At 41.0% G+C, this 15,736-nt stretch carries 13 protein-coding genes and 1 pseudogene; 11 read left to right on the forward strand and 3 right to left on the reverse strand.

Annotation, left to right across the window (positions count from 1 at the left end; genetic code table 11):
* Positions 1–91: 91 nt before the first annotated feature.
* Complete coding sequence (locus tag ACQY1X_RS14185) at positions 92–1,693, reverse strand: B12-binding domain-containing radical SAM protein (RefSeq protein WP_430014796.1); 1,602 nt, start codon at positions 1,691–1,693, stop codon at positions 92–94.
* 341 nt (positions 1,694–2,034) lie between these two features.
* Here ACQY1X_RS14185 and ACQY1X_RS14190 point away from each other — a divergent pair, with 341 nt between their 5' ends.
* From ACQY1X_RS14190 to ACQY1X_RS14240, 11 genes and pseudogenes are all read left to right on the forward strand, one after another.
* The gene (locus ACQY1X_RS14190) at positions 2,035–2,211 is read left to right on the forward strand and encodes a DUF4089 domain-containing protein (protein ID WP_002740449.1); all 177 of its coding nucleotides are present in this window, start codon (positions 2,035–2,037) and stop codon (positions 2,209–2,211) included.
* A pseudogene (locus tag ACQY1X_RS14195) lies at positions 2,208–3,538 on the forward strand (AtzE family amidohydrolase). Before ACQY1X_RS14190 ends, ACQY1X_RS14195 begins: the two are co-directional and overlap by 4 nt.
* Before the next feature lie 271 nt (positions 3,539–3,809).
* On the forward strand, positions 3,810–5,087 hold the full coding sequence (locus ACQY1X_RS14200) for a glycosyltransferase (RefSeq protein WP_430014797.1): 1,278 nt from the start codon (positions 3,810–3,812) through the stop codon (positions 5,085–5,087).
* Positions 5,074–5,865: an MOSC domain-containing protein gene (locus tag ACQY1X_RS14205; protein ID WP_430014798.1), complete on the forward strand. Its 792-nt coding sequence runs from the start codon at positions 5,074–5,076 to the stop codon at positions 5,863–5,865. The genes ACQY1X_RS14200 and ACQY1X_RS14205 overlap by 14 nt, the downstream gene beginning before the upstream one ends.
* Before the next feature lie 132 nt (positions 5,866–5,997).
* Complete coding sequence (locus ACQY1X_RS14210; protein WP_430014677.1) at positions 5,998–7,059, forward strand: Mrp/NBP35 family ATP-binding protein; 1,062 nt, start codon at positions 5,998–6,000, stop codon at positions 7,057–7,059.
* Between the two features lie 211 nt (positions 7,060–7,270).
* On the forward strand, positions 7,271–8,551 hold the full coding sequence (gene rodA / locus ACQY1X_RS14215; RefSeq protein WP_430014799.1) for a rod shape-determining protein RodA: 1,281 nt from the start codon (positions 7,271–7,273) through the stop codon (positions 8,549–8,551).
* Between the two features lie 385 nt (positions 8,552–8,936).
* Positions 8,937–9,263 carry a CVNH domain-containing protein gene (locus tag ACQY1X_RS14220; RefSeq protein ID WP_002775566.1) on the forward strand — a complete coding sequence of 109 codons (327 nt, stop codon included), beginning with the start codon at positions 8,937–8,939 and terminating at the stop codon, positions 9,261–9,263.
* A 107-nt stretch (positions 9,264–9,370) separates the two neighbouring features.
* Positions 9,371–9,592: a DUF2283 domain-containing protein gene (locus ACQY1X_RS14225; RefSeq protein WP_430012984.1), complete on the forward strand. Its 222-nt coding sequence runs from the start codon at positions 9,371–9,373 to the stop codon at positions 9,590–9,592.
* A gap of 398 nt (positions 9,593–9,990) precedes the next feature.
* Positions 9,991–10,134 carry a microviridin/marinostatin family tricyclic proteinase inhibitor gene (locus ACQY1X_RS14230; protein ID WP_430012985.1) on the forward strand — a complete coding sequence of 48 codons (144 nt, stop codon included), beginning with the start codon at positions 9,991–9,993 and terminating at the stop codon, positions 10,132–10,134.
* Positions 10,135–10,410: 276 nt separating this feature from the next.
* A complete protein-coding gene (locus tag ACQY1X_RS14235; protein WP_430012986.1) occupies positions 10,411–11,388 on the forward strand; it encodes an MvdC family ATP-grasp ribosomal peptide maturase in 978 nt (325 codons plus the stop codon).
* A 105-nt stretch (positions 11,389–11,493) separates the two neighbouring features.
* Complete coding sequence (locus ACQY1X_RS14240; protein WP_430012987.1) at positions 11,494–12,468, forward strand: MvdD family ATP-grasp ribosomal peptide maturase; 975 nt, start codon at positions 11,494–11,496, stop codon at positions 12,466–12,468.
* A 354-nt stretch (positions 12,469–12,822) separates the two neighbouring features.
* On the opposite strand, the gene ACQY1X_RS14245 is transcribed toward ACQY1X_RS14240, so the two are convergent.
* Positions 12,823–13,356: a GNAT family N-acetyltransferase gene (locus tag ACQY1X_RS14245; protein WP_016517284.1), complete on the reverse strand. Its 534-nt coding sequence runs from the start codon at positions 13,354–13,356 to the stop codon at positions 12,823–12,825.
* A 139-nt stretch (positions 13,357–13,495) separates the two neighbouring features.
* Complete coding sequence (locus ACQY1X_RS14250; RefSeq protein WP_430014800.1) at positions 13,496–15,559, reverse strand: ABC transporter ATP-binding protein/permease; 2,064 nt, start codon at positions 15,557–15,559, stop codon at positions 13,496–13,498.
* Positions 15,560–15,736: the final 177 nt, after the last annotated feature.

Raw genomic sequence — 15,736 nt, forward strand, 5'->3', positions numbered from 1 at the left:
ACCAATATCCGATCTACCTTGATAGAATACCTCATTTGGGGTCTGATAGTCAAGACATTGTTTAAATGTGTCTTAGCTTATTAGCAATATTTTACCTTTTTGTTTGGGAATCTTCTAAATGTTTTATTAAAACATTTGAGGATAAAGTACCGTGTAAATGACTCCAGGGTAAAACCTGTTCTAAACGCCATTGTTGATGAACATAATAATCTAGCGGGGGAATTTGTCCTTTTAGTTCCTTAAAAGCGCGTTTATAACTGCCTAAAGAATCACCGTAGCCACGAGTTAATTCTAACAGGGAAGTTAAGCGGCGATCGCCTCTAGATAATAGGGCTTGAATCACTGACCAATTATAACTCTCTGGTCGAAATTCTATGCCCTGTTTACCCAATTGTTTTTCTAGATATTTTAATCTTTTTTCGGCCATTTTATTAACTCCAAACCACTGAAAAGGAGTATGGGATTTAGGCACAAAGGTGCTGCAACCGAAAGAAATTCGCAGTCCAGAGGCGGCTTTTTTTAAGGCTATTAACATTTCCACAGTCGCCGCAATATCTTCGATTTCTTCTCCCGGTATTCCCACCATACCATAGAGTTTTATCCCTTTTAAACCGCCCGCTTTAGCATTAATGGCAGCTTGGATAATTTCATCATTGGCTAACTTTTTGTTGATAATTTCCCGCAAGCGATCAGACCCACTTTCTACGGCAATAGTAATTGATTTGCTGTCTCTTAGGGATAAAATTCTGGCTAATTTTTCCGTGACAGTATTAGTTCTAACTGAAGCGATCGAGAGTCTAACTCCCTCAAATTTTGGTTGAAAAAGATAATCAAGTAAGGTTTCAAATTCAGGATGTTGGCTGACGGAAGCACCTAATAAACCCAAGCGATCGGTCACTTTTAAACCTTTTTCAATGGCGGGAATTAAAGATTCTAAACTAGCGGTACGAAAGGGTAAAGTTAGATAACTAGCTAAACAAAAACGGCACATTTCTGGACAACTTCGCACCACCTCTACCATATAAATATTCTCCCATGCCGCTTGTTTTGTTACCACCGTAGAAGCTGAAAGGGTATTACTGCGATAGGTTTGTTTACTAACAAAGGTAGGAACATTATTATCTATGGGTAGAATTGCCGTAATTTCACCTTCTGGACTGTCATAATTAACGGTATATAAACTAGGAACATAAACCCCCGGAACCTGGGCTAAATGACGGAGTTTTGTCGGTCGATCGGCGTTTCTAACCTCTTGATAGGCATTAATAAAATCAGCAATTAAATTTTCACCATCTCCCAATAAAATTACATCAAAATAAGCGGCAAAAGGTTCGGGATTAGCGGTTAAAACTGGTCCACCCCCAAAAATTATCGCCTGCTGATCTTGCCGTTGATGACTGTGACAAGGAATTTCTAAAGATTCTAACAGCGAGAGGATATTAACATAGTCTAATTCCCAGGAAAAGGAAAAGCCGACTAATTCGGGATAACGGGGTAAAGATTCTTGAAAATCCGTAAATAAACGACTAACTTGTATATCCGATCGCAGGGCTAAAGTTGCCCAAACAATTTGATAACCTAAACTGGTTATACCCACAGAATACTGATTAGGAAAGGCAAAAATAGTTCTAAGGGCATCACTGTGGGGTATTGCGGGAGTAAAGAGGAGTTTTTCGTCTTGTAAGATGGTCATTTCAGTTATCAGTTATCAGTTATCAGTGACTACCAGTAGTCTTCAGTAGCTTTTAATTTTCATTCTCTTGAAAGGGGAGGCTTATTACCTCTTGTTTTTGGTCATATATAAGTTTCATTTAATCTGGAGGTGAAGGAGGGGAAAATATCTCAATATACAGTTCTAGGATCATATCTCAGGTTATGATGCTGGGGAGTCGGTGGTCAAGAACAAATTCAAGTTATACTTCCTCCCTAGGGATAGCTATTGTATTTACAGGAGATTTTTTCTTATATCCTAGCAATTTTCACAGCTTAACTAGGTGTCGATTGATCTCCTTAACCCCAACCAGAACGAAATCTATGAATAATCCGGAAGAATACGTTATAATCATGGCGAAAATCCTAGATTTAACCATTCCCGATCGCTATTTAAATTCTGTGGTTGAAAACTGGCAACGCTTGCAAGAAATCGCCAGTTTAGTGACAGAATTTCCCTTAGAGGATGACGGGGAAAGCGCCCTCAGCTTTGAACCATGACTATTTCTGCGATCAATTTAGCTCGATCGATCCAAAATCGTCAAACTAGAGCCTTAGAAGTTATTAGCCAGACTCTCGCGGAGATAGAGGCAAAAAATCCCCATTTAAATTGCTTTACCGACATTTTACAGCCTAGAGCGCTCGCTCAAGCCCAAAAAATCGATCTAGCGATCGCCAATGGGGAACCCGTCGGTGTCTTAGCAGGAGTCCCCTTCGCCGTCAAAAATCTCTTTGATATCAAGGGTATTGTCACCCTTGCTGGTTCCAAAATCAATCGAGATCACCCTGCCGCCGGACAAGATGCGATCGCTATTCAAACCCTAGAAGCAGCCGGGCAGTTTTGGTGGGGGCGACCAATATGGATGAGTACGCCTACGGTTTTGTCACCGAAAATGCCCATTATCGAGCCACTCCCAACCCCCGCGATCCTAGTCGCGTCTCGGGGGGATCCTCCGGCGGTTCCGCTGCTGCCGTTGCCGCTAATTTAGTGCCTCTCGCCCTCGGTTCCGATACTAATGGTTCCGTGAGGGTTCCCGCCGCTTGCTGTGGCGTGGTGGGGCTAAAACCCACCTTTGGGCGCGTATCCCGTCAGGGCCTATTTTTGTTCGTTAGTAGTTTAGACCATCCGGGATTTTTTAGCGGCAATGTGGCGGATATGGCGGCTATTTGGAGTCTTTTTGCCAAAAATAACCTTAAAGCTCCTTTAAATGGCTTAGAGGGCGTAAAAATAGCCCTTGCCGACGATTATTTTCAGCAGGGAGCCGAACCGGAAGTATTCGAGGCGGTGACAGCGATCGCCGAACGTTTAGGAGTTACCAAAAAAATCACCATTCCCGAAACCGCCCGCGCCAGGGCAGCCGCCTATATAATTACCGCTTCCGAGGGCGCAAATTGGCATTTACCGCGTTTACAGACCAGATTAGAGGATTTTGACCCCGCAACCCGGGATCGCTTCTTGGCAGGGGCATTAATTCCCTCTAGCTGGTATTTACAGGCTCAACGTTTTCGCCGTTGGTATCGCGATCGTCTGCGAGAGATTTTCGCCGAAGTCGATATTATTCTCACCCCGACGATTCCCTGTATTGCGCCGCCGTTAGGAGTAGAAAAAATGATTATTGACGGGCAAGAGCTATTAATTAGACCCAATTTAGGCAGATTCACCCAACCTTTTTCTTTTATCGGTTTACCTGCCCTTTCTTTGCCGATTAAACGTCCATCCCAGCTACCTTTAGGTTTACAAATCATCGCCGCACCCGATCGCGAAGACTTAATCCTAAGGGTAGCCAGGGTTTTAGAGGAAATGCTCATATATATCCCGCATAAGTGAGATATTAAGGGCGCACTTAATCCTAAAATCCCTAATTTAAGGACATATAGGCAAAAAGGTCATTTTTCTAGTCTAAGTAAACAATCTATTCGTTTTTTCTTCTCTGAATGCTGACTACTGGCTCGGAGACTACTTTTCAATGGTTGATAGGGTCTTATTTTTTTGAATTTAACTCGATTTCTCGACTCATTAGAACAATTCGAGCCTATAATATAATTAGGTTCGAGTCAAGAATCAATCTTTTTATTGCCATCTATCTGCAAGGAAATCTATGAAAATTGTCATCCCGATCCTATTTTATAGCAAAGGAGGAGTAGAAAGAGTCATTATCTCTTTGATACCTAGCTTATTAGAATACGTCGAACAGATTATTATCGTCCTCCCTCGTAAGGAAATTGAATATTTTAGATCTTTAATGCCCGATTCCGATAAACTTATCTACGAAAATTTTGATTTTTATCCCCATAGTTTTGAAACAAAATTAATCTATGTTTATGGTCTTCTAGCGAATTTTTATAAAACCCTAAGACTAACTTCTATTCATCATATTTTCTCTCGTAGAATTGGACTTTTACGCATCGAAGCAAGAATTAATCAGATTATCAAGCGTTACCAAGCTGATCACTGTTTGTATGGAATGACTAATCGGATTTCTCCTCCTAATGTCAAGGTTACTTTAAGTGGCATTATTTATGATGTTTTTTGGCAATTTGCTCCCTTAACTTACTCAGAATCTTATCAAGAACCCTACAATGAAGCGTTAAAAGAATGGTTAGATCGGGCTGATCTACTGTTCACAATTTCCCAAAAAACTAAAGAAGATGTTTTAAAAATTTTTCCTAATGTTACCTATGCTAGTAAATTAAAAGCTGTACTTTTAGCAGGATTTGTCGAGCAGTCTAATCCCAAGAGCGATTTAGTCAAAAGTGAGCTAGTTACTTTTTATTTTCCCTCCTCTTTTGGTATCTACAAAGATCATACAACTTTGCTTAAAGCATCCATTACACTAGCAAAAAAAGGTTTAAAATTTCAAATAGTTTTTATTGGTAAAGAAACCGATAATCTAGTTAATGGAAATCTGCAATTGTCTCAACAGTCCCAAACTCAAGAATACCAAGATTATCTCAAAGAATGTACCCGACTTTATCGGGAAAATAAAGAAATTTTCGAGAGTCACATCAAGGGATTAGGTTATCAAGACTATGAAACCTTACAGTTTTATTATCAAATCTGTTCCTGTGTGGTATTTCCCTCAAAATACGAAGGTTTTGGATTAGCAATAGCGGAAGCAATTTTACAAGGTATTCCCGTTATTGCTTCCGATTTAGAAGTGTTTCAAGAACAGGTAGAATTATATAATTGTCCCGAAAGAGTGCAATTCTATCCTAGGGAAGATGCGGACAGTTTAGCCAATTGTTTAGAACAATTTATCCTCAATCCAATTCCCCGATTGTTACCCGAAGATATCCCCAATAAAATTAATTTCTGGACGTGGGAAGATGTGGCTAAAAAATATGTAGAACTACTGAAAGAAAATGCAGGTTACTGATCTCTATATCTACCCGATTAAATCCTGTCGAGGTATTCAATTATCCCAAGCTGAAGTGACTCCTAAAGGTTTACTCTGGGATCGAGAAATGATGTTAGTGGATGGTAAGGGTAAATTTATCACCCAAAGGGAATATCCGCAATTAGCCACCGTTTCTGTCACCATAACAGAGGATAACTTTTCTCTGAAAACATCTCAAGATTCCCTGACTTTTCAGCCTAATTTCACAGGAGAAAAAAGAGCAGTTCAAATCTGGGAATCCCAAACCATAGCCATGGATCAAGGAGATGAAATCGCCGAATGGTTCCAGAAAATTCTCGACATTCCCTGTCGTTTAGTGCGACAATCTCCCGATTATCCACGTCCCGCGAATCCTCGCTATGCAGGGAACGATCATACTCCCGTCAGTTTTGCCGATGGTTATCCAATTTTATTGACTAATACTGCTTCTTTAGAGGACTTAAATCGGCGTTTAGTTGCACCGGTGCCGATGAATCGTTTTCGGCCTAATATTGTTATTAGTAGCGATCGAGCTTTTAGCGAAAGTAGTTGGCAAAAGATCACAATTGGAGAGATAAATTATGCCCTAGTTAAACCCTGTAGTCGCTGTATTATCACCACCACCGATCAAGAAACAGGTAGAAGAAATCCCCAGCAAGAACCTTTAAAAACCTTAAGCACTTTTCGCCGTTTCCCCGGGGGCATTATGTTCGGAGAAAATGTCATCCCCGAAAAGACAGGTACAATTAAAGTCGGCGATCCTATTACCGTAATCTAGAGATATAGAGATATAGGGGGATAGGGGAATGGGGGAATTTCAACTAAAACCCCAACACCATCCAACACCCAACCCCCACAAGGTTAAGATAAATAACCATAAGAACAATACTTGACTAGAGACACTGAAACCATGCCCCTTGATACCGCATCGATTTTAGAAGTATTACGTCCCGTTCAAGATCCAGAACTGCAAAAAAGCCTAGTGGAATTGAACATGATCCGCAATGTGGCGATCGATGGCGGAAAAGTTAGCTTTACCCTAGTTTTGACCACTCCTGCCTGTCCTTTACGCGAATTTATCGTGGAAGACTGCCAAAAAGCTGTTAAACAGCTGCCCGGGGTGGAAAGTGTCGCCGTGGAGGTAACTGCCGAAACCCCGCAACAAAAAGCTTTACCCGATCGCCAAGGCGTGGAGGGGGTTAAAAATATTATCGCCGTTTCCAGTGGTAAGGGCGGTGTGGGAAAAAGTACCGTGGCTGTCAATATCGCCGTCGCCTTGGCTCATTTAGGGGCAAAAGTGGGGCTATTAGACGCGGACATCTACGGCCCCAACGCCCCGACAATGTTGGGCTTAAATGACGCACAAGTGACCGTACAGGGCGCAAATGGCGAGATATTGGAACCCGCTTTTAACCATGGCATCAAAATGGTTTCCATGGGCTTTTTGATCAACCCCGATCAACCGGTAATCTGGCGCGGTCCGATGTTAAACGGCATTATCCGTCAGTTTCTCTATCAAGTCAACTGGGGCGATTTAGACTATTTAATCGTCGATATGCCTCCCGGTACCGGGGATGCACAATTAACTTTAATTCAATCGGTCCCCCTAGCCGGTGCGGTGATTGTCACCACTCCCCAGACGGTTTCTTTAATTGATGCGCGTCGGGGTTTAAAAATGTTCCAACAGCTAGGGGCGCGGGTTTTGGGTATCGTGGAAAATATGAGTTATTTTATCCCTCCCGATCAGCCCGATCGCTCCTATGATCTATTTGGGTCCGGTGGTGGGGAAAAAACCTCGCAAGAATTGGGCATTCCTTTACTGGGATGTGTACCTCTGGAGATAGCCCTACGGGAGGGCGGTGATACTGGTGTACCAGTAGTTTTAGGGCAACCAGAATCGGCCTCAGCTAAAGCCCTGATAGCGATCGCTCGTCAGGTGGCGGCGAAAGTATCCCTAGCAGCCTATAGTTAGGGTTTGCGGCAAAAAGTTTTCCCTAGGGGCAGGGTGTGGGGTGTAGGGTGTAGGGTTTTACCCATTTTCAGGGAAAAAGTCCAGGGATTTTCCCCCCGATCACTCCAAGGGCCGGTACTTTTGGATTTCAAAAAGGTCTAAAAGTATTATCGAACAATGTTTTTAGATTTATTGAGCAAACCCTAGTTAGTTAGTAAATTTGGGGAGAGAAATGGTGAGAAGACAGTCCCTTGTTAGTAGGAAACTAAGGGGTTTTAGTGAGCAGTTTAGCTTCATTTTCCGGGATATAGCCCAAATGGATCGGCTTTTGTTCGTTTTGGTGACGGGTTTAACCGTTTTCGGTGGTTTAATGATTCGTAGTGCCGAAAGACATACCACTGCTCTCGATTGGTGGCAACACTGGTTATTCGGATGCGTGGGAGTGGCGATCGCTTTATTTCTGGCCCGTTGTCGTTACGAAAGTCTGCTCAAATGGCACTGGTTAACCTATCTTCTCACCAATCTCTCCCTAATCGCGGTAATTATCCTAGGGGTGACGGCGAATGGGGCGCAAAGTTGGATTAATATCGGCAGTTTTAACGTGCAACCGTCGGAATTTGCCAAGGTAGGTTTAATTATCACCCTAGCAGCCCTCCTACATCATCGTCCCGCCGATAATCTTTTTGCGATCGCTCGTGTCTTTGCCGTCACTGCCATCCCCTGGGTGTTAATTATGGCGCAGCCGGACCTGGGGACAGGATTAGTCTTTGGGGCAATTACCCTAGGCATGATTTACTGGGCTAATGCGAAACTGCCTTGGATGATTATCCTGTTATCTCCCATCGCATCGGTTTTTCTGTTTAATTTACTTTTTCCTGCTTGGATTGTTTTAGCAATTATCATCGCTGTGCTTGCTTGGTTTACCCTTCCCTACCGTTTTTTATCTACTTTCATCGTGGTGGCAACTAATCTGGCAGTGGGTAAATTAGGCGAGGTTTTTTGGGGTTTATTAAAAGAATATCAAAAAGATCGTTTAACCCTATTTCTTCACCCAGAAAAGAATCCTTTGGGGGGAGGTTATCAATTAATTCAATCCCGCATTGCCATCGGATCAGGAGAATTATTGGGACGGGGATTACACCAAGGCACCCAAACCCAATTAAATTTTATTCCCGAACAACACACCGATTTTATCTTCTCGGTAGTCGGGGAAGAACTCGGTTTTGTTGGCAGTATTCTAGTTTTAATAGCTTTCTGGTTAGTTTGTTGGCGTTTGTTAGTCATTGCTAATACTGCTAAAGAAAACTTTGGTTCTTTAATAGCGATCGGTGTTCTCTCGATGATCGCTTTTCAGGCAATTCTTAATATTAGCATGACCGTGGGATTAGCCCCGATTACAGGGATTCCTCTACCTTGGTTAAGTTATGGACGTTCATCTTTATTAACCAATTTTATCGCCTTGGGTTTAGTGGAATCCGTGGCTAATTATCGCCCCCGTAAGCGTTTGTACTAAGTAGTTGTACAGATATCAGTTATCAGTTATCAGTTATCAGTTATCAGTTATCAGATTTGAGTTTTAAGTGTGGAGTATTAAATCCCACTTTCCGCACTTCTTAACATTGAATTAATAATTTTTACCAATATATTGCTTACAATCCTTGTCCAGTAAGGATTATAGCTACAATGATGGATTTTGATCAAGGTGAAGAATTGTAAATTTTTTTCTCAGAAAAAATCAATTATTGAAAATGTTCTCAATAGTAGTTTCTACAATCAAGGTTTTTCGTTAAAACATCTTGGGGAATGTAAAAATATATAAAAGTATATGAAGATGTGCGGAATGTCGGCTGTTAAGGCACTATGCTGAATCATATTGTTTTTTAACACACAGAGTTGTCATGCCCAATTTTTCGCACACTTGCAGCAGTATTAACTACGACCCTAACAGCACAATCCTGAGTGCTGAGTGCCAAGCTCGCGATGGAGAATGGATGCCCACCGAACTGAGGCTTAGTGACCATATCGGTAATATAGATGGGGAATTGCAGTTCGGGGATCAAAACTTCCAAGAAACCTGCCAAGATTGTCACCTTGAGTTCGGGGATGGAGACCAATCCGTATGGTTGGTATGCACTTGTCAAACAATGGATGGGGAATGGAAACCTACGCAAATACTGTTAGACAGTCAGATCGATAATAACGACAGCCAACTGGAAATCGGATAGGGTAGAAGAGGACGCAAGAAATCCACGATTCCGCTATCTGTTGGGTAGAAAACCTACACTTACCCGCAAGAAAAGTGTAGGTAGTTCAGCAAATATTGGAGAACGCCATGAAAGTGACCTATGATCCGGTCGTTGATGCTCTCAAAATCACCTTAAGTAATGTGCCAATTGCAGAAAGCGACGAGCAGAGTCCGGGGGTGATTCTCGACTATGACCAGTGGGGGAACGTGGTGGGGTTAGAAATCCTCAATGCTCAAGAGCGGATGGACAATCCCCGGTCTTGCGAATATTCGATTCTGACCACTAAACCGGAATTAGTCGCCACTTAAAAGAGACAAAAAGAAATTTAAATACAGGAATTTCCCACTGACATGAAAGAATCGCCTAAAGTTGTTTTTGTGTCGTGAACTATCAATTGTCTCTCCACTTTTAAAGTCACCTACTCTCTCGGCAAAAACTACGTTAGTCTAACACGATTGGGCTTAGGAGAGCAGGGAGCAAAGGATTTAGTATGATTTAGCGGAAATTTTTCTTAAATTTTTCTTAGATGCTTGACATTGGCCGGATTAGTGCTTATGATGTTTTCCATCACCCAAACAAAGGCAAATTATTTGCACAATCCCAATTCTGAAAGCCATGCACAGCAAAGCTTTCAGGGGTTATTGCAGGTGGTTAGTTTTGTCTGAGTTATCAAACCTATTCACTCGAAATTACCAGAGGAATAACAATGGCATATCCTAACGATCAACAAGGTAAAGCACTTCCTTTCTTTGCTCGTTTCTTGTCCGTAAGCAAAGAGGAATCTTCCATCAAGTCTCCTGAGGAAGGACGTGAAACACTCAAATACCCTTCTGACTGGGAAGAGTATTAAACTCAGATCACTTGAGTAATTACAGCACTTTTCTTGATTACACCGTACAGACAAAAAGCTAAAAGCTCCACTAAGCAAGGCTCGCAGCCAAAAAACTATACGTTGAGATCCTGAGAAGTGCTGTCAACTAAATTTAGTAATTACTCAAGAAAAAACCAATACTGCAATAAGTCAAGCAAAAGCAAGACTTTTTGCAGCATTTTCTTGAGATTAGGATCAATAAAGACCGACCCAAAAGCCTTAAGATGGGTTAAAATGTAAGGACTTGCAATTGACATGAAAGAATCGCCTAAAGTTGTTTTATTGTTGACCCATAGCGGCGATTTTTTCACGATTGACCGCGTGGCTGAGGCGATAGAAAAAAAAGGAGCCACACCTTTTCGCTTAGATACCGATAAATTTCCCTTAGAGGTTCAATTAGCAGCCCAATTTAATGGGAAAAAAAGTTTTTATCAATTAACCTATAACCATCAATCTATTGATAGTCAACAGGTGCAATCTGTTTGGACAAGACGTATTTGGCAGCCTGAACTAACAGGGGATTTAGATCCTCAGTTTCGGGAGGTTTGTGTGCGAGAATCCCAGACGACTTTGGCTGGTTTTTGGGATAGTTTAAGGTCAGCGCGTTGGTTAGATAATTTAGCGCAAATTGAGAGGGCTAAAAATAAGTTATTACAACTTCGTTTGGCCTCAGAAGTTGGCTTGATTATTCCCCCCACTTTAGTTACCAATAATCCTGATGCTGCCCGGAAGTTTTTTTCCCAGGTTCAGGGAAGAATGGTGAGTAAATTGTTAACTGCGATCGCCCGCAGTATGGAATCGCCGGAATTTTTTCTTTATACCAGTAGGGTGAAAGCAGAAGACCTTGAGGAAGCGGAATCTTTACGTTATTGTCCTATGGTTTTTCAAGCGGAAATTCCCAAACAATTAGAATTGAGAGTTGTCGTGGTTAATGGACAGACATTTGTGGGTGCTTTAGATTCTTCTCAGTATAATAATTCTGCCGTAGATTGGCGAAGACCGGGTATTGATCCTGGTGCTTGGCAACATCATACTTTACCCGATTCACTATTGCAGCAACTTCAGATTTTTATGGCTAATTTAGGGTTGAATTTTGGGGCGTTTGATTTTATCTTAACTCCTGGGGGAGAATACGTTTTTTTAGAAGTTAATCCCTGTGGTGAGTGGGGAATGTTAGAACGGGATTTAGATTTACCTATTTCTAATGCGATCGCTGATTTTTTAGTATGCTAAAAATCAAACCAAAACCTAATCAGGATTTTGAGGATTTTAGGATTATCAAGATTCTCAATCCAAAATCTAATCAGGATTCTCAATCCCAAATCATCAAGGAAATCTATGACCGTTTTAATTGTTACTTTTAGCCACGATAATGAAAGTATTCCTCTGGTAATCAAAGCCATAGAAACGATGGGGAAAAAAGCCTTCCGTTTTGATACCGATCGCTTCCCTACAGAGGTGAAAGTTGATCTTTACTCAGGCGGTCAAAAAGGCGGAATTATTACCGATGGAGACCAAAAATTAGAGCTAAAAGAAGTTTCTGCTGTCTGGTATCGACGCATGAGATACGGACTAAAATTACCCGATGGGATGGATAGTCAATTTCGCGAAGCTTCTCTTAAGGAATGTCGGTTAAGTATTCGAGGAATGATTGCTAGTTTATCTGGCTTTCATCTTGATCCAATTGCTAAGGTAGATCATGCCAATCATAAACAATTGCAGTTACAAGTAGCGCGACAATTAGGTTTATTAATTCCGGGGACTTTAACTTCTAATAATCCTGAAGCTGTCAAGCAATTTGCTCAGGAGTTTGAAGCAACGGGAATTGTGACTAAAATGCTTTCTCAATTTGCTATTTATGGAGACAAGCAAGAGGAAATGGTTGTTTTTACCAGTCCTGTTACTAAGGAAGACCTAGATAATTTGGAAGGTTTGCAATTTTGTCCAATGACTTTTCAGGAAAACATTCCTAAAGCTTTGGAATTACGCATCACTATCGTCGGTGAACAAATATTTACGGCGGCGATTAATTCCCAACAATTAGACGGTGCTATCTACGATTGGCGAAAAGAGGGAAGAGCGCTCCATCAACAATGGCAACCCTACGATTTACCGAAAACTATTGAAAAACAACTACTAGAATTAGTGAAATATTTCGGTCTCAATTATGGTGCAATTGATATGATTGTCACACCAGATGAACGTTATATCTTTTTAGAAATTAATCCCGTTGGCGAGTTTTTCTGGCTAGAACTTTATCCTCCTTATTTTCCCATCTCCCAGGCGATCGCTGAAATCCTAGTTAACTCATAAACCAACAAATACAGAGCCAGAGTATTTTATCGCATCGACGAGGCTCTGACTCCAGATTTCCCCCCCGACTACTGACTTGAAAATAGAGGCTGAAATAACGCAACATACTAAATCCGTTGAGTATAGGCTAAATATCAGGAGAGATACTCCTACAAGGGGAGTGACTCTTAAATTATTACAGATGCGTCAGCGGCTGCGTGTAAGCATCCCACCGAAAAACTAATGCGCGGGGGGTTTGGGGGCGGCGCCACGCCCCCAACGGGGGGTTTGGGGGGTAGAACCCCCCAAAAGCTTGGATTGAGTGATCAAGTGGGAAGTAATACGGCCATCCGTTAACCCCACCAACAAACTTTTTCAGCAAACCCTACTTAATTTCCAGACCAAGACTTTCTCTCGTGCTTCTATCAGATCCATGCCTATTTTTTCTAAAACTCGCTTTGAAGCTATATTATCGGGAGCGCAGCCAGCGGTCACTGTTTGCATACCAGGTTGAGAAAGTGTCCAGTCCATCATTGCTTTTGTCGCCTCAGATGCGTAGCCTTGTCGTCGATATAACGGCGCTACTTGATAGCCAATTTCTACAGCATCTGTGGGTAAACCTGTGACATCAGGAATAATTTTGATCATCACATGACCAATAAGGGTATTTTCTGTTTGATGAATAATTAAACTCCCCCACCCCCACTCATTTTGTAAGGGGAATTGCAGCAAAATATTCGCAATATCAGGGAAAGCTTGAATCAATTCTTGTTCGGCCCAGTCAGCTGCAACTTTTATCCCCAAAATTGTTGCTAATTCATCGATACCTATAATTGCGGCCTTGAGAAGTTCAAGCTTTAAGGGGACTAAATATAATCGTTCCGTCACCAGTTTTTCCAGTGCTTTCATTTGATAAAATTCCTATACCAGTTATCAGTTAGTAGCTTGTTAATCAACTTACCCAGCAAAAACCTGATTCTCTAGTTCTCCTGAGAGGGGGAAGTCTGAATACTCTGTCTCAATTTCAATCTGTTTGTCACCCCATTAGCTATATTCTCACCCATTTTAAGGTTTTTGGGTCTTTATCGTAACGATAATTAAAACCATCTTTGGCAGTAATAATTTTACCTAAACTGGCACGACTCCGGACGTTACTTAAAGAATAATCAGTTAGGGACTGCATTTGTTGATGGGACAAACCTTCGGCTATTTCAGAAACTCCGGCAATTTCCGCATCATGCTCAGTTTTAACCTCAGACAAAGTCTCTATTTTTACCGCCGAAAAATTTTCTGATTTTTTTGACATCATCACTAGGTTATTCACTTTTTTGCGCTGATAATCTTCTACAGTTGACAGCTGCCAATGGGAATTTTCTGTTAACTCTAAGACCCATCGATGATAATTAAATAAACTTTCCCTATGACCAACACTAATAAAAGTGGTTTCACTTTCCTGTAATTGCTGATATAAGCTGGCTTCATTGGCCAAATCTAAAGCGCTGGTTGCTTCATCTAAGATAGTAAAGGTAGGTTTAGTGATTAATAGTCGAGCAAAAGCTAATCTTTGTTGTTCTCCGAGGGATAAAATCTGTTCCCAATTGACTTGTTTATCCAAGGTATTTTTGTCAGTTAATAAATGTTGCAGGTTGACTTTTTTTAAGATGTTTTCTAATTCTTCATCGCTCACCTGCTCATTGGTATGGGGATAAAGTAATTGCTGGCGTAAAGTGCCAAGGATAATATAAGGACGTTGGGGTAAAAATAACATTTTAGCTAAAGGAGGACGCACTAAACGGCCGCTACCTGCTTTCCATAAACCGGCGATTGCTCGTAACAAGGAACTTTTTCCTCGACCACTGGGGCCAATAATCAGTAAGCTTTCTCCCAAAGGGACAGAAACCGATAAATTCTCCACAATTACCTTTTCATAATCGGGAGTTTGTAGGGTAAAATTTTCAAAAGCTATACGCTCATCTTCCAGGGTGGTAATACGACTTAAGTTTTTCGGCTCTTCACTGGCAACTTTTAAGGCATCTGTCAAGGTAGCTAACCGTTCAATATAACTTGAAACTTTACCCGATGTTCCCCATTCAGTAATTAATTGTCCCAAGGCATTAGAAAAAAGGAAACAGCATAAACTCGCTTGACTAATTTCCCCATAATCGATTTCGTTTTTAATAAACATCGGGGTCAAAATAAACATTGAAAATACACTAATCGCTGACTGATAACCTCGATTAAAAAGATTATTAAACCGTTCCCAATTGATCAGTTTTTCCGAGCTTTTAATAACCCGTTGAAAACGGTCTTCAATGATTTTTTCTTCCTGCTCTTCTCCCTGAAAAAAAGCAATTGATTCGGCGTGGTTACGCACATGGGTTAAAGCATAATTATAATCAGCTTTATTATTAAGCTCCGATTGATTAATTTTGTTTAATTCTTGAGTTAGATAAATTGCTATGAAATTTCCTGCGATTGTATAAATTATTAGATAAACCGCAATTTGCCGAGAAATTGTCCAAAGAATAATCGCAAAAGTAATCATTTGCAACCCTTTTTCCACGAAGGTGATTAACAACCTTAGGGTCATGGTCGTAATTGGTTCAATTTCTTGAGATAATCTTTGATCGGGATTTTTTAAAGCTGAGGTAAAATCAATGTTATAATAAGCGCGATCATTGAGATATTTTTTAACGGTTTGTTTGGTTAACCACTTATACCAATCCAATGCCACTTGACGACGAATAAATTGAGAAAAAGCAAATAACCCCGTTGTTCCTATAATCAACAAACTGGATAACCAAAGCGTATTGAGATATTTAGAAAGATCTCTATCTTCAATAATAATATCGAGTACATAACGATTCCAGTAGCTACTAAAAGCTTCTACCCCGACTGTTGCCAAGATACTTAAAAGGATCAAAGCTGACATTCCCCAAGAAATGATCACATCTCCAAAGGCACGTCCATTTAACTCCGTTGGATACCAATAGGGTTGAGCCACAATTTTTAGGCTTTCCCAAAATTGACCAAATAGTGAAAAGGGATTATTGGCGGACTGGTCGGACACAACAGGGTTTTCCGTTGCTTGTTTAGTAGTATATTGAGGCATCTAGATCCAATTGGCAGTTCTTTTACTGTTCTCTTGACAACTCGCTATCATATTGTAGCGGCAGAATTACCTCTTGTTGTCTTTTGTTGACATTTTTATCTAGAAGATGAAAGCCAGCTATGGTCAGAAAGCTCTGACATAACTAAGAACTACTTGACCCACTTTTGTTACTGTGGC

It is taken from the genome of Microcystis protocystis FBCC-A270, assembly GCF_050500235.1.
GTDB classification, from domain to species: Bacteria; Cyanobacteriota; Cyanobacteriia; order Cyanobacteriales; family Microcystaceae; genus Microcystis; species Microcystis ichthyoblabe_A.